This window comes from Flavobacterium niveum (assembly GCF_055231775.1).
This window is the reverse complement of sequence record NZ_JBUYSX010000001.1, coordinates 1,038,971-1,061,994: the sequence shown is the minus strand read 5'-3', so window position 1 is coordinate 1,061,994 and position 23,024 is coordinate 1,038,971. Positions and strand designations below refer to the sequence as shown.

General features: G+C 44.4%; 12 protein-coding genes. 7 read left to right on the top strand and 5 right to left on the bottom strand.

The window, feature by feature from the left end; all coding sequences use genetic code 11:
* The first annotated feature begins 257 nt into the window (after window positions 1-257).
* The 3 genes from ACZIX4_RS04315 (at window position 258) to ACZIX4_RS04305 (ending at window position 6,010) form a co-directional block, all read left to right on the top strand.
* Window positions 258-2,498: a TonB-dependent receptor gene (locus ACZIX4_RS04315; RefSeq protein ID WP_463334380.1), complete on the top strand. Its 2,241-nt coding sequence runs from the start codon at window positions 258-260 to the stop codon at window positions 2,496-2,498.
* Between the two features lie 57 nt (window positions 2,499-2,555).
* Window positions 2,556-3,572, top strand: a complete 1,017-nt coding sequence (locus tag ACZIX4_RS04310) for a nucleoside hydrolase (RefSeq protein ID WP_463334379.1) — start codon at window positions 2,556-2,558, stop codon at window positions 3,570-3,572.
* A gap of 74 nt (window positions 3,573-3,646) precedes the next feature.
* Entirely contained in the window at window positions 3,647-6,010 is a 2,364-nt protein-coding gene (locus ACZIX4_RS04305; RefSeq protein ID WP_463334378.1) for a beta-glucosidase, read from the top strand.
* A 77-nt stretch (window positions 6,011-6,087) separates the two neighbouring features.
* Here ACZIX4_RS04305 and ACZIX4_RS04300 read toward each other — a convergent pair whose 3' ends face one another.
* From ACZIX4_RS04300 to ACZIX4_RS04290, 3 genes are all read right to left on the bottom strand, one after another.
* Window positions 6,088-8,112: a M43 family zinc metalloprotease gene (locus ACZIX4_RS04300; protein WP_463334377.1), complete on the bottom strand. Its 2,025-nt coding sequence runs from the start codon at window positions 8,110-8,112 to the stop codon at window positions 6,088-6,090.
* Between the two features lie 209 nt (window positions 8,113-8,321).
* The gene (locus ACZIX4_RS04295) at window positions 8,322-9,782 is read right to left on the bottom strand and encodes a T9SS type A sorting domain-containing protein (RefSeq protein ID WP_463334376.1); all 1,461 of its coding nucleotides are present in this window, start codon (window positions 9,780-9,782) and stop codon (window positions 8,322-8,324) included.
* 108 nt (window positions 9,783-9,890) lie between these two features.
* On the bottom strand, window positions 9,891-10,910 hold the full coding sequence (locus tag ACZIX4_RS04290; protein WP_463334375.1) for a hypothetical protein: 1,020 nt from the start codon (window positions 10,908-10,910) through the stop codon (window positions 9,891-9,893).
* A 101-nt stretch (window positions 10,911-11,011) separates the two neighbouring features.
* On the opposite strand from ACZIX4_RS04290, the gene ACZIX4_RS04285 reads away from it, so the two are divergent.
* Genes ACZIX4_RS04285 through ACZIX4_RS04275 form a run of 3 tightly spaced genes read left to right on the top strand, consistent with a single transcriptional unit; the run spans window position 11,012 to window position 14,988 of the window.
* Window positions 11,012-11,527 carry an RNA polymerase sigma factor gene (locus ACZIX4_RS04285; protein ID WP_463334374.1) on the top strand — a complete coding sequence of 172 codons (516 nt, stop codon included), beginning with the start codon at window positions 11,012-11,014 and terminating at the stop codon, window positions 11,525-11,527.
* 40 nt (window positions 11,528-11,567) lie between these two features.
* Complete coding sequence (locus tag ACZIX4_RS04280) at window positions 11,568-12,479, top strand: FecR family protein (protein ID WP_463334373.1); 912 nt, start codon at window positions 11,568-11,570, stop codon at window positions 12,477-12,479.
* A 40-nt stretch (window positions 12,480-12,519) separates the two neighbouring features.
* Entirely contained in the window at window positions 12,520-14,988 is a 2,469-nt protein-coding gene (locus ACZIX4_RS04275; RefSeq protein WP_463334372.1) for a TonB-dependent receptor, read from the top strand.
* Window positions 14,989-15,149: 161 nt separating this feature from the next.
* Here the strand turns inward: ACZIX4_RS04275 and ACZIX4_RS04270 are convergent, their stop codons facing one another.
* Together ACZIX4_RS04270 and ACZIX4_RS04265 are read right to left on the bottom strand one after the other, a co-directional pair.
* Window positions 15,150-18,497 carry a T9SS sorting signal type C domain-containing protein gene (locus tag ACZIX4_RS04270; RefSeq protein WP_463334371.1) on the bottom strand — a complete coding sequence of 1,116 codons (3,348 nt, stop codon included), beginning with the start codon at window positions 18,495-18,497 and terminating at the stop codon, window positions 15,150-15,152.
* A 21-nt stretch (window positions 18,498-18,518) separates the two neighbouring features.
* The gene (locus tag ACZIX4_RS04265) at window positions 18,519-20,561 is read right to left on the bottom strand and encodes a T9SS type A sorting domain-containing protein (protein ID WP_463334370.1); all 2,043 of its coding nucleotides are present in this window, start codon (window positions 20,559-20,561) and stop codon (window positions 18,519-18,521) included.
* 135 nt (window positions 20,562-20,696) lie between these two features.
* Between ACZIX4_RS04265 and ACZIX4_RS04260 the strand changes: the two genes are divergently transcribed.
* On the top strand, window positions 20,697-22,712 hold the full coding sequence (locus ACZIX4_RS04260; protein WP_463334369.1) for an Ig-like domain-containing protein: 2,016 nt from the start codon (window positions 20,697-20,699) through the stop codon (window positions 22,710-22,712).
* The last annotated feature ends 312 nt before the right edge of the window (window positions 22,713-23,024 follow it).

Sequence of the window (23,024 nt, the reverse complement as noted above, 5' to 3'; positions counted from 1 at the left end):
AATATGTTATAATATTGCTTCGTAAAGAAGCATAAAATGTGCTTTTATCGAAAACGTTATAAGAAGTGTGTAAAAAACATATAACCATAAACAGCATATTATTTAACCCAAAAAACTACTGAAACGTTACAGCCATTTAGGCAGGCAGCAGTAAAAAACTTAAACCCAAATATTAGAATAGTACAATTTCAATAAGGTTAGGAAGCCCAAAATTCCTGACCCGGACTTTTTATACCCAAACTTAATCACTAACACAGATGAGAAACAACTACGTTACACTCCTTACAGGCGGCTTTTTCTTGATGGCAACAGCCATTACCAGTGCGCAGGAGGAAAACAAACTAACCGTACAGGACTCGGTTAAAGTCAGCGAAAAAATTAAGTCCGGCAACGGCGGCGGAGACCGTAATGTGATGCTTAACGCATCGAGCAACTCGGGTCCGCGCGACGTAAACATTGGCCTGCCGGCTACTGTGGGCGGTATTACTATTTTAGAGAACGACCTGCCTGTGGTTTATTTCTTCTGGCCTGAACTGCCTAACAAAACCTGGAGGCAGAGCATAAGCCTTAAAGACACCGGCTTGCTAAAAATGGAAGACCTGGCCAGTAACATGGGCGACCTGGGCTTTGCGGTAAACTCATACACCCAAAACGGCACTAAAGATTTTCATGTAAAGGGTAACCTTCAGGGCAGCCACTTCGGCTGGCTACAGGGCGATGTAAACATTTCAGGGCCTATGACTAAAAACGGGTGGACCTACTCTGCCGGAGCGTTCCTTAATTTTGACCCATCTACCTATGATGTAGGCTTTAACAGGTATGAAGACCAGACAAAAATTTTCAGGGCCGGGGTAACCAAGTATTTTAAAGACGATAAGGGTGAGTTTAACGTGTTTTATAAATATGCCGACTCTTATGTAAATACCAACTACGCTGTGTTTCAGTACGGGCCTAACGGCAAGGCATCTGAAGTTCCCGGTTTTGAAATTGGCAACAGCTCTTATTATGTACGTGATGGCAAAATGAGGTTTCAGGATGCTGTTACGGGCGATTACTACTGGGGTGAATTTGACGGAAAAGACAACAGAAACCGTAGCCACAACATAGACGTTTTTGGTAACTACAGGCTAAACAACGGCTGGAATTTTAAATATTCTACCCGTTTGCACGTTGCCAAATCATCGCTGCTATACAGCATACCACTTAGTATTTTTGGCGCTAGCACGGCAGATGGATATACCATAGCAGGCACCGGCCAGGCGTATGAAGGTAATGTGGGCACGCAGCTGGCACTAAACAGCCCCAGCATACCTACCACAACAGTTATGGGCCGTTTTTCGTTAAACAAGCAAATTAAAAACCACGATGTTAGCTTTGGTATTTTAGAGCAGTACTACCATGTAGACCAGTACCACTCTAACCGTTCGCTGTTTTTCCAGACGGTAGAAGACCAGCCTCAACGCCTGGTAGGCCCGGGTACAGATGAGTATGGCTTTTACGGCTATAACACCAGTGCCGAATACTTTGACGGTACCGAAAACAAACTATCGGTTTACGGTACAGACAACTGGAAGGTGTCAGACAGGTTTAGCGTTAAAGCAGGCCTTATGCTAAGAAGCCAGTTGCTTAACGGTAACTACAGCCAGACACCACGCTCTGAAGGCTTTACCATGGCAGATGCCACACTTACTAATATTAACGACAGCTACTTTCACGTAGCGGGTAACCTAAACCTTAACTATAACATTACCAAAAACTTTGGTGCTCTTACCAACTTCCTTTATACTGAAGAAAACGGCCGTTTAGAGAGCTTCTCTACCGCCATAGCCCCAAGCGTGATAAAGAGCAGGAGCCCGCTGGCAGGCCTGGGCGTGTTCTGGAATACCAAATACTTCAGCCTTGTATCGCAGGCTACTTACCTGCACAAGAACAACTACCTTACCCGCTTTAACCTGGTAAACCCTGAAGACGATACCGAAACACAACAAGCTACCATCTTCTACGACATACAAACCCTGGGCTGGACTACCGATATGGTTATAACGCCGTTTAAAGGCTTTAACCTGCACTACCTCATCACGCTACAGGACCCTGTGTACAAAAACTTCACGTTCTCTGCCTTTGGCAATAACTACGACTACAACAACAAAACAGTACTCGAAATTTCTAAGGTGCTGATGGAAATAGACCCAAGCTACTCGGTAGAAAAATGGAAGTTCTGGGCCAGTTTCCGTTACTTCAGCGAGCAGTACGCTAACATTACAAACGCGCTGTATTTTGCCCCAAGGTGGGAAAACTTTGGCGGTATAAACTACCAGTACAACAAAAACCTGGGCTTTGGCGCCACGGTGGTAAACTTCCTTAACCAAACCGGAGCCAAGGGAACCATAAACGGTGCTGAGCTTATAAACGATGCCAGCCAGTACTATGGCCAGCTGCTTACGGGCTCTTACATAAGGCCGTTTACGGTACAGCTGTCAGTCAATTTTAATTTTTAAGGGTTATATACATAAGCAGGTTACGCTACGGCGCGGCCTGCTTAAAACATTTAAAACATGAAATACAAGCACATATTTACGGCACTGCTACTGGGTTGCGGTTTACTGGCATCGGCACAAAACAATGCAGATGCAACGGTACAGCCCCGCATGCGCGTAATGCTTGATAACGACTATGCCGGCGACCCTGACGGGCTGTTCCAGCTGGTGCACCACCTGCTGTCGCCATCGGTAGACATAAGGGGTATTATAGGTTCGCACCTGCGCCCCGGCGATGGTTTTGACAGTTCAAACGAAACCGCTACCCATGCTACAAACAATATAAAGGAGGTACTTGGCCTGCTTAAGCTTCAAAACAAGTTTACAGTATACCAGGGGAGTAACAGCCCATTGGCAGATGCCAAAACCGCTATTCCGTCAGACGGGGCTAAGGCCATTGTAAAAGAAGCCATGCGTACTGATGTTACGGCACCACTGTATGTGGTATGCGGCGGCGGCCTTACCGAGGTAGCCAGTGCCTACCTGCTGGAGCCTAAAATAGCCGATAAAATTGTGCTGGTATGGATAGGCGGTACCGAATATACTGATATTGCTATGCCACCACCGGGTTATACCTCTATGGAATATAACACGGGGATAGACGTGACTGCCGTGCAGGTGGTTTTTAACCAAAGTAACATCAACTTATGGCAGGTGCCGCGCAATGCCTACCGCGAAACGCTGATGTCTTATGCCGAACTACTTACCAAAGTAAAGCCGCAGGGAAAAACAGGCAGCTACCTGGCCGGTAAAATAGACCGCGTTATAGCGCTGACCAACAAATATAAAATCTACACCGGCGAAACCTACATTATGGGCGATTCTCCGCTGGTACTACTTACGGCGTTGCAGTCGTCTTTTGAGGCTGACCCGTCGTCAAGCTTTTACAACGTAAAACAAGCCCCTAAGGTAAACGATGCCGGGCTGTATGAGGTAAACAACAACGGCAGGAACATACGCGTATACCACCACCTTGATAACCGCCTGATGTTTGAAGATTTCTATGCAAAACTTCAGCTGCTCAACCGAAAGTAGAACACTATCGCTTCCAAAAGCAGAAGAATAATTTGTTAACCCTATTTTTAATCATATTAAAAAGTAAAACAGAGATGAAAAATAAGTTTCTATCAGTAAAAGTCCTTGCTATTATAGCACTTGGTACCGTGCATTGTGGCTATGCGCAAAAAAAAGCGCCACAGCTGGGCAAAGCATCTATAGATGAAGTTATAAAAGCCATGACGGTTGAAGAAAAAGCCGCGCTTCTTGTGGCGCCGGGCATGCCGGGCTATGCCGGTATTACGCCTATTGAAGGTTTTAACGACATCAGGGTATTAGGTGCCGCAGGTACCATAAAGGCCATACCGCGCCTTGGCATACCTGAGATATTGCTGGCAGACGGCCCCGCCGGTTTGCGTATAGAGCCTAAGCGCCCTAACGATACCAAGACCTATTATGCCACGGCATTTCCGGTAGGTACCGCGCTGGCCTCTACCTGGAACAAAGAGCTAATTTACCAGGTAGGCGAAGCTATGGGCGAAGAAGTAAGGGACTATGGTGTAGATATATTTTTGGCACCGGCCATAAACATTCACCGCAACCCGCTTAACGGCCGTAATTTTGAATATTATTCTGAAGACCCGGTTGTGGCGGGTACCATTGCCGCTAATATAATTAACGGTATACAGTCTAAAGGTGTGGGTACTTCTATAAAGCACTTTGCTGCTAATAATCAGGAAACCAACCGTTTTTCTATCAACGCCCACGTGTCTGAACGTGCCATGCGCGAAATATACCTGAGGGGTTTTGAAATTGCCATCAAAGAGGCCAAACCGTGGACGGTTATGTCTTCTTACAACAAGGTAGACGGCCAGTACACATCGGCCCGAAAAGACCTTTTAACCACTATACTGAGAGATGAGTGGGGTTATAAAGGTATAGTAATGACTGACTGGTGGGGTGGTTACGAAAGCCTTTGGATAGGCGCTGCCGATACCATATCGTCAGACATTGCAGCCCAGGTAAAAGCCGGTAACGACCTGTTTATGCCCGGTAATAAAACCCAACGTGCCGAGCTGATAAAAAAAATCAATTCAGGCGAGATAGCCCAGGCCGATGTAGACCGTAATATTAAAAGGATACTGGAAACCATACTGCTGAGCCCTACGTTTAAAAAACAGAAATTCAGCAACAAGCCCGACCTTGAGGCACATGCCAAAATAACAAGGCAGGCAGCCGCCGAGGGTATGATTCTGCTTAAAAATGAAGGTAATGTTTTGCCATATACAAAAACTACAGGCACTGTAGCCCTCTTTGGCGACTACTCGTATAACTTTATTGCGGGCGGTACCGGTAGCGGCGATGTTAACGAAGCTTATTCTATACCGTTGCTGCAAGGGCTTACCAATGCAGGTTTTAGCATAGACAAGCAACTGGGCGACCTTTATGCGCCTTTTGTAAAAAAGGCAGCCGCCGATGAGGCTGCGCGCAGGGCTGCAAATGGCGGTATGCTGGCCGATAACCAGCGTATACCGGAATACCAGCCGGGTAATGACCTGGTAAATGAAAAAGCAAACCAGGACGACGTAGCTATTATTACCTTAGGAAGGGTTTCGGGAGAGCAGAACGACCGCACCATTGTAAACGACTTTTACCTTGGCCAGGACGAAATTATACTTATCAATAAAGTATCGGAAGCATTTCATGCCAAAGGCAAAAAAGTTATTGTAATACTAAATATAGGCGGTGTTATTGAAACCAACAGCTGGAAAGACAAGGTTGACGCCATTCTTGTGGCATGGCAACCGGGCCAGGAAGGCGGTAACTCTGTAGCTGACGTAATTACAGGTAAGGTAAACCCTTCGGGCAAACTTACCATGACATTCCCTGCAGATTATAACAACCATGCCTCGGCAGATAACTGGCTGGGCCTTCCGGCAAACGACCCTAAAGATGTATATTACAAAGAAGGCGTTTATGTAGGCTACCGTTACTTTAACACCTTTAAGGTTAAACCGTCTTATGAGTTCGGCTTTGGCCAGTCGTACACTACATTTGAATTCAGCAACCTTAACCTGAGCACAGCTACTTTTAAAGATCAGATAAAAGTAACCGTTACGGTTAAAAATACGGGTAAAACAGCCGGTAAAGAAGTTGCGCAGCTGTACCTTACAGCACCGTCTCAGCAGGAAGACAAACCATCAATTGAGCTAAAAGGTTTTGCCAAGACCAAAACCCTGAAACCGGGCGAATCTGAAACGGTAAGCTTTACCCTAAAGGCAAAAGACCTGGCTTCATTTATAGACGCGCAGAGCGCCTGGGTTGCCGAAAAAGGTACGTATACCGTAAAAGTAGGTGCTTCATCTGAAGATATAAAGCTTAAAAAAGAGTTTACCGTAGCAGCAGACATTACTGCTGAAAAGGTTAACGATACTTTTAAAACCGAAGAAAGTTTTAAGGACCTTGAAAATAAATAATAAGGGTTAACTATAAAAACAGGGTCCGGCTTTAAAACCGGACCCTATTCTTTTATAATTAAGGTCAACAAGAATATTTACTCTTTTATAAAGCGTAATGTTTTATATCGTGCCTTGCCGGATAGTTTAATATAGTATACGCCCTTTGGCAGGCCGGTTATATCTAACGTTGTAGAACCTTCAATCTTAACGACATTTACAAGCTGGCCAAGCTGGTTGTAAATAGTCCCCGATGTTACACCGGCATCGCCCGGCACTACTACAGTAACGGTATTAGAAGACGGTACAGGGTATAGCATTATGGTTTGTTGCAAATCAGGTTCATTAGCATCCAGTATCAGGTTTACACTAAATGAAACCGTAGCACTGTCGCCAAAAAGGCCGCCCTGCCCTACAATATTTCCCTGGCCCGATTTAAGGAGGTAATACCCCTCGCCCAGCATGCCTACAATACCATTTCCGCCGCTGTCTTCTATAGTAAAGGTATAGCATTGGTCACTTTCAAGGGCAACTGTAGTTGTGTGTACCGGCAACTCAGCGTTAGGATCCATAAGGTCTTCGTACGGCCCGCCCGACGCTACTACGGTACCTGTAGCATTGGTAAGTTCCCATGTGGTTTCGCTGCCAAAGAAATCCTGCTTTACATCTATAACCAGCTCAGTAATATCTATGTTAGCTGCAATAGTAAAGCTTGCCGACCTTTGATTGTTATAGCTTTCTTCGTCATTACCCCCGTTAACTGAGGTTATAACCGCATTAAACTGGTGTGTACCCGGTGTAGAGGCCAATACAGGAAGCGTTATAATTGTTTCTGCGGCATGGGCAAGGCTACCACTCCAGTTATATGTTTCCTGAACGCCATTGTCTATGCTATAAGTTATAATGGCTGAGGTAAGCGTGGCAGTACCTGCATTAAACAACTTCAGCCCGGGAGTAAAAGTATGATTACAACCTGACAGGATTATATCCTGTATATTCAGCGATCCATCGTTTGTATGCTCTTCATAAGGGCTGCATGCCAAAGATGTTGTAAGCGAGGCGCGCCTTGGCGAATTTTGAAGCACTGCTAAAATACGGTCTTTCTGGTCCTTGGTAAATATGTTCATACAGCCTTCGCTTGAATAGTCCATATAATTCTCTACCATATCCAGGCCGGGGCTGTCCGTACAGGTATCCTGCCCTGATGGGCAATCACCCTCAGTGGCCGAAGCCGCCTCCGGGGTATCTTCGCAAAAGTCGTCTACAGTACAGTCGCCATCACCCCAAATGTGCCTTAGCCCAAAAAAGTGGCCTATTTCGTGGCTGGCTGTCCTGCCGCGTACATCATCGCTATCATACGTTCCGCCTGTATATACCTGCGGGCTTCCAAAAAATTTATGCCCTATTACAACACCCGCAGTATTAGCAATATCCTGTTCGTTATCACCAATACCCTCAAGCCCGGAAGCAGAAGGGAATTGGGCATAGCCTTTAATTCCGGGTATCATCATGCCGAAGAACTCCATATTAATGTCACTAACCACCCACAGGTTAAGGTACAGGTTAGGATCCCACTGGGTTTGTGGCTTTATTGTTTCATCTATATCGGTTACAACCCAATCGGTCTGACTGTAATAATGACGTACAATCCCATTAGTGGCAAGGCCGTTAGGATCGCGCTGCGCCAGGCAAAATTCAATCCCCGTATCGGCACCTACCGGATTTTCATTGAATCCGGGGGTGTCAGGCAGCCTGCGGTAGTCCTGGTTAAGTACTGTTATTTGAGACATTACCTGCTCGTCGCTTATATTTTCGCCTACGCCCACTGCATCACCGTTGTGTATAATATGTACTACAACCGGAATTGTAATTACTTCATTTTCGGAATTTGCAGACCTGTGAAACCTTCTGTCTTTAATGGCCTTTACTTTTGGGGCAAGCCATTCTTCAAATCCTGAGGTAGTGGCCCTGCCTGGATATTTTTTTTGCAATATTGCCTCGTATTCAGACGAACCGCAATAAACCGAGTGCTTGCCAAAATTTTTGATTTCCTGCGCACCTGCTTCCAGGGCAGGCCACAACAATGCAAAAACAGCAACAGATTTTAATAAATTTTTACTCATAGCGTTAGTTATTATTGATTAAGATTATTAGTTTACAGGGTAATAGCATCAATGTTTCCTGATATTTTAAGGCACAAAAAGTCCCTGCCGCCAAAGTTTTGTGCTTTGCGATTTGAAGATTTAAAAATAGCCGGGCCAGCTTTAGGGCTTAATCAACCATGGGCCTTTCTGCCTGCCCGGCATCCACCTGTTTAGTTATGAAAATAAAATTAGTTGAGTATTATTTTTTCTGTAGTAACAGAGCTGCCGCTTTCTATACGGGCCATATACACTCCCTTTTGCAGGGATGAAAGGTTTATAGTGGCGCCATCTTTTATTCCTTCTACGGTATAAACTATTTTGCCGGCCATATCAGTTATAACTACACCGGCGTTTTCAACTCCTTTAAAATATAGCTGGCCGTTTGAAGGGACTGGGTACAAAGCAAAACTTGTTTGCTGCTGTAACAGGTTTTTCAGCTGGCCGTTGGTTTTAAATGCAGAATGCGCTATAAGCTGGCTTTCAAATCGTCCCTCCTGATCAAATATTTTTTCACTTCCACTCCATATTTCCATACTTCCTGCCGTTTGTCCTGATAGCCAGCCGTCTCCCCAACCGTCATACATTTCTACCGTATAACAGTCGGTACTATTTGCCGGTAAAGCTACCTCATGCACTTTTGTAGTATTGGCATCAGGGCCGCCTCCGCCAAACCCGTCATCTGTACCTGCCTGGTAAGGCCCGCCTGAGGCTACAACGGCACCACTGCTGTCTTTTACAGCCCATGAAATATCACCGGGATATGAATCTGTATTTATTTTAATGGTAATGTCGTTATACGATTGTGGGGCAAGCGCCAATGAAAAAAAAGACGTTGTGGCAAGGGTATTTAAAGGTACACTGTTATTTATAGAGGTCACCTTAACAGTATAGTCCTGGCCTGTGGCTATAGCAACAGGGTCAAAAACCACCTCTTGTTCGGCAAAAGTACTTACACTGCCCGAAAAGTTTTTAGTGGCTACTACTTCTTCACCGTCTAAGAGCTTTAATGTAGCCGAGGTAATGGTTTCGGTACCAAAATTAGTAAGGGTTACCTGCGGAGCAATTTGTCCTTCATCACAAACCATCATATCCTCAATATGTGGGTGTGCATTTTTTTGGATGCCTTGTGAAGCGCCGCAACTCTGCGAAATATCATTAACAAGCTCCTGCGCGTTAGACGGGGTCATCTCGGTAATAATGCCACTGGGGCATATCATAAACACAGCAGGGTAATATTGAATTTGGTACAACTCGCCAATTTCATCACTGTTAATTACAGGATAAGGTGTGTTTTCTACCCAGTTACCCTGTGTGAAATTATCGGGGCAAGTACCGAACAAACATTGTTCGTCAGTTTCGTCATCAGTCTCAATTAGAAGTATTACTACCTCACCGGAACCGCCTTGTCCCTGCGAATAATATATCTTTTCAAGCATGCCGCCATTATGAAAACTCCAGCACGGGCCGCACCATGTGGCAGAAATATCCATTATTACGGTTTTATTTTGCGACAGGTATTGTGACAGGCTGTGTGTAACACCAAATACATCGGTTACGGTAAAATCAGGAGCAATACTGCCGTCTTCAATCTGCGCGTTTGTTGTGATGCCTGTAAACGCTAACAGGGCACTAAGTAGCATTTTTTTCATGTTTATTGTTTTTTATGATTATTTTTTTGGAAAAACAAGGCAATAGTTGTCTTAAGGCAGGCCACAAAAAGCGCAGCCTGCCCGGGAAAAAAACCTACTAAAAACAACCTAATTTTTTGTAAACTGCATGTATTGGGCAGATTGTACACCCGTAGCCGGGATGTAAAGATTTATCTGCGTATCTGTAGTATTGGTAAGCAACCATACCTGTTCCAGGCCGGACAGTGCACTATTACTAAATGTGCTTAGCTCTACCATTTCATATGCCCCGGAAATCCCGTAATTCCAGTTGCCGGTTGTATCCCCGCCACTGCTTGTAACGGTAATTGCCCCCCCATTTATAAACGTAAAGTTATAGCCGGCATAATTGCCCGTAAGGTCGGTACCATTATAAAAATACGATACCTGCCAGCTGCCTTCCATGATAACATCCATTAGCATAGCCCCACCGGGTAATATAAGCCCTCCACATTCATCTGTATATTCATCCACAACCGTTTCCAGTGCATTATTATTGGCAACGGGTTGTACAGATCCGTCAGGCGTGTGGAAACCTAACGGGTAGGTAAAAACAGCGGCATCATAGCTGTCAATTGTGCTCAAAAAAGTATAAAGTGCCTTTTTTGTACCCAGCTCAAAAGACTGTGCCAGTACATTTTGGCTATTGTATGTTTTTACCCCTACAGGAAATTCAAAGCCTACACACGATATTTCGGTTTGCGCTGCTGTACATGCTGTCACAGCGTTCATGTATTGCATTATATCTAACTCTTCTTCATGGTAATCGGCATAAATAACAGTTATAGGGAAAGAGGTAAATGACACATAATCAAAATCATAATCACTATCGTGTAAAATATCATATACCTGCTGGTAGTCTTCTTCGTCCGCAATATCTATATCACTGCCGTTTACAGATAATGTATACGGCATTTTTACAGAAAAGCAGCTACAATTGTCAATAAAATCATCTACCGCTGTGGGGTGCTGCACTACACGCATTACCTTCTCCTTCAGTGCCGTATTACTCACAATGTTATCTTCTGTTACAAATTGTGTAGTCATTTCCTCTGTACCACAAGACATGGCCAGGACACTTAAGATTAAAAAGGCAATTATTCTTTTCATAACTTTTCTGCTTTTGGTAATGAGACAAAAATTTTTATGCCAACCCTACCACAAATTATATTTTTTTTTAATTTCACCACCGAAACTTAACACCAAACTTTATGCAACCCCCTGAAAAAAAGGATATTTGCGACGAAATTATTTTTTCTTCCTTTTTTAGGGCGCAAGCCCGCGCGCTGCGCAATTTCTTGTATTTCAGGTTTGGCGACAAGGACCTGGCCGATGATATTACACAGGAAACGTTCCTGAAACTATGGCAAAATTGTGCCGGTGTACACAATCCGAAATCGTTTATTTATACCGTTGCAAAAAACAGCGCACTTAATCATACCGCCCATAAAAAAATGGTATTTAAGTACACTGAGAACAACGAGGCGAAATATACTGATTTTGAAAGCCCGGATTTTAAAATGGAGGAAGAAGAATTTCGACAGAAATTCGAAAAGGCTATTGCAGGCCTTACCGAGGCTCAGCGTACTGCCCTGCTGCTTAATCGTATTGAAGGTAAAAAATATAAAGAAATTGCAGAAATGCTGGGCATAAGTGTTAAGGCTGTAGAAAAACGCATACACGGTGCGCTTATGGCCATGAGTGAAAAAATTGAAAATTTCAGGTAGGGTCTGTGCCCCTATTTTTGTCATATTAAAAAGCATGCATATGGACGATACTTTTCTTGCCCGATGGCTGGCCGGAGAGATTGATAATGAGGAACTAAAAGCGTTTATGGAATCTGACCCTGAACGCTACAGCAGGCTTGTGCAGATAAAACAGCAGTTTGAATCTGTTGAAACACCCGAATTTGATACCGAAAGGATATTGCATACAATCTTGTCTGAAGAAAAGAATAATGTTATTCAGCTAAAACCTAAGCGGAGGTACTGGCTGCAATCGGTTGCTGCGGCAGTGGTTATCATTATTTTAGGGCTGGCTTTTGTATTTATGCAACCAGAAAAAATTTATGCTGATAATGGTGCTACCAAGGCTTTTATATTGCCCGATGAATCTTCGGTTCAGCTCAATTCCGGTTCTGAAGTTACGTACAGCGACCGCAATTGGGACGACAACCGCGAAATAAATCTTAACGGTGAAGCTTATTTTAAGGTGGCTAAAGGCAAAACCTTTACGGTAAAAACATCGCTGGGTAATGTAGTGGTTATGGGTACACAATTTAATGTAAAAGTGCGCGGTACAAGGCTGGATGTGGTGTGCTATGAAGGCCGCGTAAGGGTTGAATATAAAGGACATACAACGGTGCTACACCCACAGGATGCTGTTTACCTGGGCGAAGGCAGTACGGCTGAAGTTGTGAGAGTAACCGATACGGCACCTGCCTGGCTGCGTGGTGAACTGGTGTTTTACCATGAAAGTATTGAAGCTGTTACCGCTGAAATAGAACGGAAATTTAATGTGAAAATACAGAGCCAGTATACATCAGACAAGACTTTTACAGGGTCATTGTCGGGTAAAAATGCCGTTGAAATGCTTAAAACACTGGGACTTATTTATCCCATAAAAACAGAGACACATAATAAAACTATTATCCTTAAGCCTGCCGATGCCAAAAGGTAATACTATCTTACTTTTTCTTTTTTTATACCCATTGTGCTGCATGGCGCAAAATAAAGGAAGGGTACCGCTAAGTGTGGTTTTACAGAAAATGGAAAAGGCAGATAAAGTAGTGTTTAACCGTTTAGACCAGGATATTGACTTTTACACCCTTATACCTCCCCCGGCTCATCTGGAACTTAATGAAAAACTGGCCTATATAGAAGCTAAGACACGGTTACGCTTTAAGCCTGTAGATAAAACGCATTACATAGTACAGAATGAGGTAAGTGCCCTGCACCCTATTTGCGGCTACCTTACTGATGCAGAAACGGGAAAGCCTATAGAAGGTGCACAGGTTTTTACATCGGCGCATGGCCCCCCTGTAATTTCAGATGATAAAGGCTATTTTGCCCTGCCGGTGTCAAATCCTGTGGCGGTACAGGTTTTCCACATCGGGTATAACCACACAACAATAACGCCAGCCGAATTATATGTACCCGGTTGCCCCGTGTTTATTATAGAAAAATCTGTTACGCAATTGCAGGAAATTGTGGCAGAACGCTATATAGCCCGTGGTATTTCTAAAAAACAAACTAATGAGCTGGTAGTAAAGCCACGTAGTTTTGGCATTTTACCGGGTCTTATCGAACCCGACGTACTGCAAACCATGCAACAGCTTCCCGGTATTGCTACTGTAGATGAAACCGTTAGTAATATAAACGTACGCGGTGGCACACACGATCAGAACCTGTTTTTATGGAACGGCATCCGCATGTACCAAACCAGCCACTTTTTCGGGTTGCTTTCGGCATTTAACCCGCTACAGGCCAATACAATATCTATCTATAAAAACGGTACGCCTGCCTTTTATGGCGAAGGGGTTTCTTCGCTGGTAAATATCACCACAAAATTACAGGCACAAGACAGCAGCTTTGCTGTAGTTTCTGCCGATATGATAAACGTTAATGCTCTGGCAGTTATAAAGTTGTCAAAAAAAGAGATTTTGCAGGTCTCTGCCCGCAGGACGCTTCCCTTTAATACCCCCGCTTTTGACAACTACCGAAAAAGGATTTATCAGAACACGATAGTAACCGACGTGTCTGAAAATAGTGAAACACCTATTGCTACACGCGATGATTTCTACTTTTATGATGCATCCTTCAGTTACCAGTACGGATTTGATACAAAACACAGGTTTACCGTAAGCGGCATTGGCATTCAAAACAGCCTCGACGTGTACCAAAAGGCCGGTACGGCACAGAGAAACAGTAAGCTTATGCAAAGCAATTTTGGGGGAAGTGCAGGTGTAACTTCTCAATGGACAGACAATTCTTCGACAACACTTGAGGGTTATGTTTCTTCTTACCTGTTAGACGGCAAGCATGAAGCAACTGATAATGAACAGGTAACCAATCAGTCTAATAAGGTTAACGATGGCAGTATAAAATTCAGGTACAACCATACGTTTCCTAAAAACCTGAATGTTAGCGCAGGCTACCAGCTTAACGGTATTGCAATAACTAATAACGACCGGATAAACCTGCCTGCATACGCTAAGCATGAAAAGGTGATATCTTTTTCACATGCAATTGTAGCGGAAGGCAGTTATGCTTCACCCAATAAAGCTACGTATATAAACCTGGGGATTCGCGGTAATTATTTCGCAAAATATAGCACCTTTATTACCGAACCACGGCTTACCTTTAGCCAACTCCTTACTAACGGCCTTAGGCTTGAAGCAGCTTGTGAACAAAAAAGCCAGGTGGCAAGCCAGCTAACAGACCTTGAGCAGGACTTTTTAGGCATTGAAAAAAGGAGGTGGATGTTAGCCAACGGGGCAGATATCCCTATACAAAAAAGCCTCCAAACGTCGGTTGGGTTAAATTATTCCGATAATGGATGGTATGCCTCACTGGAATGCTTTTATAAAAATGTTTCCGGCATAAGCAGTAAAAGCCAGTCTTTCCGTAACCAGTTTGAGTTTCAATACAGTACCGGCTCTTATAGGGTGTTGGGCTGTGAATTACTTTTTCAGAAAAAAATAAGTAGTTTTCATGGATGGGTATCATATAGTTATAACGATAACCGGTATGATTTTAACAACTTTATCCCACCGGTATTCCTGAATAATTTTTCTATATCTCATGCAGTTTCATGGGCGGGTATCTATGAGCATAACAATTTCCGCCTGGCATTAGGGGCCAAATGGCGTAAAGGTACGCCTGTTACTGATCCATACTCGTTTAACATTGACCCGGACAACCCGTCTGATTCCGATATTACCTATAAATCCCCAAATAGTGCGCGGCTTAACGATAACCTGTCGGTAAACTTCTCCGCATCAAAAAGCTGGAACCTAAATACTAACAGCACTTTTACAGCATCGCTGTCAATTATAAACCTGCTTAACAGGCACAATGTCATCAGCCGTTATTATCGTGTAAATGTAGGTACTAATTCGGCTGAAAGCATTGATACTTATGGTATAGGTAGGACACCTAATATAAATCTTAAAGTAACATTCCTCTAATCCTATGACTTGTATCGGTAAAGACCCGTTTTATAAACACGAAGAATAGTTTTGTCACAGACCATAATGAGAAAATAGGCTAATACAAAAAAGCCTCCCCCGATTTTTGTGGGAGAGGCCCATTTTTTGGGTATCAATTATTAATTTAAAAAACAGCCGTTTTAGAATACAATGCGCTTGCTTACTTTGCCGTTTACGGTGTCAACTTCCACAATAAGCACCTGCTGCTCTGCGCTAAGGTTGCTTATCTTAACCTGTGTATTGTTGATGCCCGCCTGGCTGTAAAGCTTGCGGCCGCGAATGTCGTAGATGGTAACGTTGTTCATCATGGCGTTACCGCTGTTGATGCCTATTACTTTACCTTCGGTATATACCATTACGTTGTTGCCCTCAAGTGCAGGGTTGTCTGTACCAAGTGCCTCTGTAGTATATATCACATCAAAACGGCCTTCAAAAGTACCTGCTTCAGCACTGAAGCTGTAGCTGTTCTCCATGTTGTGGATGATACCTTCCTGGTTGTCCCTCAGGTATATCTTCTGTCCATCGGCAAATACTCCGTCTACGTGGTCAAGGCTCACAGTAAAGGTACCTGCATTTGGCACAGTGAAACCCATTGGCACTACGTCAGCAGCTTCAAAACCCGGCCTTGCCTGGATGGCAAGCGGCGTAGCTTCAGCAAGTGAGTAGAAGGCAACGCTGTTACCATCGGTAAATTTAGCAGCATCATAACCGTAGTCAAGGCCAAGGGTACCTGCGTTAGTATACGCAACCATGGTTTGGCTTACAGTACCGTTTTCGGCTGCAAGGTTTAGCCACAGGCGTGAAGCGCTGTTACCCGACGACTTAAAGAAACTTTGCGATGCACCCTGCGCACCACGGCGCATGCTGTTTGTAAAGGTTACAACCGGATTTGTAAGCCCCGGAAGTGTCTTCACGAAGAAGCCCTGTGCCTGAGATAGTGTCCAGTTGCTACTTTCGCCTGTAAAGAAGCTTGCCTGGTCTGAACCGCCGCCTGTGGCAGGGTTAGACACAAAACCTGCAAGGCTAAGTGTAGCGTAAGATGAGTTAGCGCTGCTGTTTCGTTTCCTCCAAAGGTAGATACCTGTAGTAAGGTCCAGCACGGTGTTGTTGCTTTGTATACCTGCGGTAGCGGCATCTATATCACCGTTAAAGAACGCCTCTATGTTTATTGGAGATGGGTAAGGGTTACCCACTGCGGTAAACAGGCCGCCCTGTGTGCTTAGCGGATAGGTTATGGTACCGTTGTTAGGTGTACCTGTAAAACCACTGCTGAAAGAGATGTTATCAGTACCTGCTATGTATTCGGCAGGGGTGGTAACAAGGTCATTGGTAGTGCCCGGTGCATCAGCGCCAATTACGTTTGGCATACGGATCAGGTAACCTTTTGCCTTGGCAAACTGTGTAGATGAATCTACCGGCCAGTAGCCCTGGAAGTCGTTTTCAAACTTGTACTCGTAAAAACGGGTGCTTGAAGTAGCGGGTGAGAAGTTATAAAGTGACCAGCCTGTTACCGGAGACGACCATAGTGTATAGTCTAACCTGTACAGCGGGTTATTGGTTTTGTATAGGGTAATGATACCACTGTTAGCATCGGTTACTGTAGCGGCACCCTGTACAAGGGCGGCGTTATTCTGCACAGTTAGTGTAGCCAATGGATTTACCGAAAGTATGTTGTCTACACTCAGGGTAGCGCCTGCGTTTACAGCAAGAGTGGCCCCCGCGCCAAGGGTAAGGTTATGGACATATACAGTACCTGTGGTAATTACCGGGTCATTTATAGTATCGGGTATAATCACATCATCAGATGTTGTTGGCAATATAAGGCTGCACCAGTTGCCCGGCGTATTCCAGTCAGTATCAGTTGCACCGGTCCAGGTAAAGCACGGTGCCCACGAAATACATTCTGAAGTATAGGTACACCCGTATGTACCGGTAACACGCACAGCATAAGAACCTGCCGCAGGCGGAGAATAGGACTGCGATGTGGCTCCCTGTATAATCGTAGTAACACCATCTACACAGGTAAACCACTGGTAGGTACCACCCGCATAGGTTGCCGTAAGCTGCACGTTGCCCACAGAAGCACTGGTATCTATAGGAGTGCAACGGTAAAAGAAGTACGCAGATCCGGCAGCAGAAAGGGTATTGGCTCCGGCTGCATCCTCGTCTTCCATACGTGCACCGCATAGTACAAAAGACCCCTGGAGTGCCACGGCATTACCAAAATTATCATTGGCAAGCCTGTCTGAATGTACAATTTTTTGTTGTTGTGACCAGGTACCACTTTCATATTTAAACAAATAAGCACCTCCTGCCCCCGTAAGCCCGTTTAACCCATTGGCATCGGTCTGGGTCTGGAAAGCTCCTATGGCAAGGTTATCCCCATCAAGTGATATACTCCCCCCAAAATAAGCATTAGTAGACAAATCAGACGCAGTAAGCTTTTGGATAAAATCCCAAGTGCCCGATGTATCATTATAAGCATAGGTATGTACGGCACCGGCGTAGTTAACACGTTGCCCGGCACTGTTAAACGGCCTGGCTGCGTTTTCAGCTATAATCATCCTGTCACCATCGATATCAACGGTATTACCAAAATTGCCTATAAGCTGCTGGTCATCAGATATAAACTTTTGCTGTTCTTCCCAAAGCAGGGTCTCATCATTTTGCTTAAAGATATATGCAGCCCCTGCGCCATAGCCATTATCAGCATTGTCAGGATTACTATAGGCACTTGATCCCACAACAATATAACTGCCGTCTATAGCCACACTGTTACCAAACCTTGGTGCCATGTACATGGTATAGGCTATACTGTTTGCCCTGTCTGAGGCTACAATTTTTTGTTGCTGCGACCAGGCATTGTTGTCTAACGTATATATATAAACCGACCCGGCATCCGATAAGGTATTCAGCCCTGAAGCATCTTCATCTTCCTGATAAGCTCCAATCACAGCCCTTGTACCGTCTATAGCCACACTGTAACCAAACCTGTCATTTGCAGCACGGTCTGAAGCTACAATTTTCTGCTGCTGCGACCAGGTATTTCCATCCCTTTTGAATATGTAAGCCGACCCGGCGAACGACAGCGTATTAGCCTGGGTGGCATCTTCATCTTCCTGGTAGGCGCCTACAATAATATAATCGCCACTTATGGCTACGCTAAAGCCAAAAAAGTCACTTGCTGCACGGTCTGATGCTACAAGCTTTTGCTGCTGCTCCCAGTTATTTCCGTTTTTTACGTACACATATACAGCACCCGCAGCAGTAAGCGTACCGGCACCGGCTGCATTAGTAGTTTCGCCATAGGCACCTATTACGGCATAGTTGCCATCTATAGCCACACTACAACCAAACCAGCCGTTTTGGTTCCTGTTTTGCGATGTCCTTTTCAGGAACTGGTTCCAATAGTCTCCCTGGGCGTGCATAGCACCACCCGATAAAAAGAGGCATGCAATAAAAAGTTGAAGGATAATTTTTGTTTTCATATAATTGGTTTTTGATTTGAGTTAGTTGGTTTTGATAAATTTCCCTGTAAAAACACTACCGGTTGCCGTAACAGCCCTGATTAAATAAACCCCTTCCTTAATTTCTGAAAGGTCTATTTCTGCAGTTTTTCCCTGTGCAGGATATGTTTCTGTAATAAGCTGGCCGGTTACGGTATAAACAGACGCTTTAGTAACAGCATTATTAATGTACAATACATTAGTAGCCGGGTTAGGATATAAGGATAAACCACCCTGTAAGGCAGGGTTATTTACAGACAACGCAGTAACCGCAGCACATTCTGACACCGATACACAACCTGAAGCCTCGGTAACGCTAAGCGCGTAAGTACCGTCTTCCGCGGGGCTGAATTGTGCGGTTGTAGCACCTTCTACAGGCTCGTTATTGTTATCACAATCTAACCATTGATAGGAAACTGCACTAAAAGTTGTAGAGATTGTCCCCCCGGTAACCATTACAGGAACCTGGGCAGTAACACAAAAGTCTGTACACGCTGAAATTACCGTACAACCGTAATCATGCGTAACCTGTACAGCATAAGTACCACTTTGCAGCGGGGTAAACGATTGGCCTGTGCCTTCGGCAATGGGTTCATTATTGTTGTCGCAGTCCAGCCACTGGTAGGTACCGCCGGTGTAGGCCACGGTTAACGCGCCATCAAGCTCTGCTACTGTAACATCGGGATTACAGTGGTAGTATAAATAGGCAGAACCGGCATTATTCAAGGTATTCTCCCCTGCTACATCCTCATCTTCCCAACGTACCCCCGCTATGGAATAGTCTCCGCTAATACCCACACTATCGCCATAATAATCGCTGTTTCCCCTATCTGATGCCGCAATTTTCTGCTGTTGCGACCAGGTTTCGCCATTTCGTTTAAAAATGTATGCAGCCCCCGTAGCAAAAACATAATTTTCTCCTTCAGCATCTGTAGAAGAACGGTTAGCAGATATTATAATCTGGTCTCCCTCCATATCTACATCAGTAGCAAAATAATCGTTGGTAGTACGGTCCAGCGATACCAGCTTTTGCTGCTGTACCCATGCATCACCATCTTTTTTAAACACATACGCCGAACCGGCATATCCCATAGTATTGCCCCCCAGTTCGTCTTCGTCCTCCCTGTCGGCGCCCACAACGGCATAACCGGAGCTGTCTATAGACACGCTATGCCCGAAATAATCGCTTGCATCACCGTCTGCCGCTACAAGCTTTTGCACCTGCACCCATGTATCGCCTGATTTTTCAAAAATATAAGCCGCACCGGCATCGTACATAATACCTCCGCCATCAGCATTATGGTCTTCCTGATGGGCACCGGCAATAATGTAGTTACCACTTATAGCCAGCTTATAAGCAAAATAATCATTAGCAGCCCTGTCTGAAGCTACAATTTTTTGCTGATGCGACCAGGCTTCCCCCTCACGCTTAAAAACATAAGCCGAACCCGAATTTGCCATCATGTTACCTTCATTGGCGTCCTGGTTTTCCATATAAGCCCCTACCACAACCTGGTCTCCGCTTATAGAAACCGAAAAGCCAAAGTAGTCGTCTTCCTCACGCTCAGGGGCTATAAGCTTTTGTTTCTGCACCCATATTTCGCCCTCAAGCTTAAAAATATAGGCAGCACCAGCCCACCCTATAAAGTTTTCGCCATCTAAATCCAGGTCATCAGAGTATGCCCCGATAATGGCATAATCGCCATCAATAGCTACACTACATCCAAAAAAATTGCCCGCCTGACGGTTTGTAATCACAATTTTTTGCATCAGTTCCCAGTTGTAACCTACCCTTTTAAAAATATAGGCTGCCCCGGCACCCGACATCGGGTTAGTACCGGCTACGTTGGTATCTTCCGCATAAGCTCCTACTATAGCATAGTCGCCACTTATGGCAACACTTGACCCAAAGTAGCCCGTATCTTCCCTGTGCTGTGAAACCACCTTATTCACCTGGTTCCATGAGGACTGGGAATAAGAAATAAAGCAGCACAAAAAACAGGCTGTAAATAGCATACAGCCAACAAAAAGTCTTTTTAGCATCATAAAATTGGTTTTAAAATATTTTGATTGGTGACAAAATTATTTAATAATTTTTATTTAGACTAAAAATAAATAATAAATTTGCAACTAATAAAATCCCAATCATAAAATTTTAAACCTGTTATACGTCAAACCATTATGAAAAGAAAACTATTTTTAACGGCCGCTGTAATTGCTTTTTGCCTAAACGCAAATGCCCAGCAATTCCAGGCCTATTATCCTAATGCAGTATATTCGGGCATCCACCCGCTTTCTTCAGGCGGGTACATGCTTGTAGGGCAGCCGATGACCTCAACACCAAGTATATTGCTCCAAAGTATAGATGCAAATGGTACTGTTACAGCATCACATAATATAGCTTCTGCAGGAAGTGGGTTAAACACCTTTGCCGAGGGGGCTAACCACCCGGTTTTACAGGACGGCGACAATTTTTTAATCACACTTTACTCCAGCGGGTTTGAAGGCAACTCCAGTATTTATCCCGGGCTTATGAAAACCGATGCAGCCGGGCAGGTAGCCTGGAATAAAGTATACCATAATGAAAACAACACCACAAGCACTAATGCACGCGGAGGTTTTTCGGCTACTATAAAAGACGGCGATAATTACGTGAGCGCAGGATGGTTTAACAGTATTACCACAGGCGGCATGCTTGATTATTTTAATGCCATACAAAAAAGCGACAGCGACGGTAACGTACTGTGGCGCTACAATTTTTCACCGGCTTTCCTGTTCCTTAGCGATATAGCCATATCTAATGAAGGGAACTACATAGCACTTGGTGGCGTTTCGGGCGGCACCTATCTTTTTTCGTTTACGCAAGACGGTATATTTAATCATTACAAACATTACCTGCCGGGCGGGTCTACCACCTCTACGGCCGGAACCCTACTGCCCCTTACCGAAGGCGGTTATGTAATTGCAGGCTCTGTAATGCACAATGACGACTACAATGGCCTGCTTGTAAAGCTCGACAGCCAAGGCGAAGTAGCCTGGGTAAAAAAATACGGCGGTATCCTTACCGATAAATTTAGGAAAGCTATTAAAACTACCGACGGCGGCTTCCTTATCTGTGGCACCACCCAAAACAGCGGTGGTTTTGAACAAGGCTGGCTACTTAAAACCGACAGCAATGGCGAGGTGGAATGGTCACGGAAATTTGGCGAAACTGCGGGGGCATTTTATGCACTACTGGAAACCGCTAACGGATATATAGCTGTAGGCGGCACAGGCATAAACGGCTGGGTGGTAAGCACTGATTTTACTGGCAATGCCGATACCTGCCTGGAAGAAGACCTGGAAATTACAGTAACCGACCTTACTGCAACTACAACTACCACCACAACGAATACGCTTACCACGCACACATCTACCGGGTTTATAAGCCAGCTTACAACTACAGAAGTATACGACGCGGAAACAACGTTAGCCGATGCCCTGCCTTCAATTGCAGCAGCAACCGATTATACTATATGTGCAGGGAACACCACCCAGCTTACCGCAACTACAGATGGTGAAACCGTAAACTGGTATAGCGAAGAAAATGCAACCAATGCCATTGCTACCGGGCTTACTTTTGAAACACCGGCCCTAAATGAAACAACTACTTACTGGGCAGAAGCACAAAACGGCAGTTGCCCTTCAGAAAGGATAGCTGTGACGGTTACAGTAAACCCAATCCCCGCTGCGCCTGCGGGAGAAGCGGAACAAAATTTTACTTCGGGTGAAAACCTTACCGATATTGAAATTACTGCCGAGGGTACTATTACATGGTATGTCGATGAAAATATGACGGAAGCATTACCGGAAACAACCCTGCCGGCCGATAACACCACATATTATGTAACACAGACAGTAAACGGCTGCGAAAGCACTCCCTTTGCTGTTACCGTACACCTGGTATTAGGTGCTGACCTTCATGATAAAGGGCCGGTTACCTACTACCCTAACCCGGTAAACGATGTATTGCACATTGAAACAGTAAACCCAATAAGTGATTTTATATTATACGACAATAATGGCAGGACGCTTATGCAATTACAACCTGCAACTGCCAAAACCAATATTGATGTAAAGAGCTTACCGGCAGGAATCTATTTCTGCGCTGTAAAAACCGGAGATAAAACTTCAGTGTTTAAATTGGTCAAAATCTAATTTTAAAACCCCACAGGCTAATTGCGAAACTGTCCCCACTTAAGTTTAGCAATACACCTGTAATTAAATAAGGAGCTGTCTCAATTGAGGCAGCTCCTTACTATATATAACTATCAACAAATTTTAATATAACCAAATGTCTTTCATCTTAATAAACTAAAATGGCTGCTGAATGTTTTTTCTACCTGAATTATAATCCTGGGGGTTTCTTAGCAGCTATTCAGTACATGATAATAGGGCTTAAAAAAGTAATTCAGAATGTATATATTATACACGCCTTTTGCTAATTAGCAAAAGGCGTGTATATTTAAA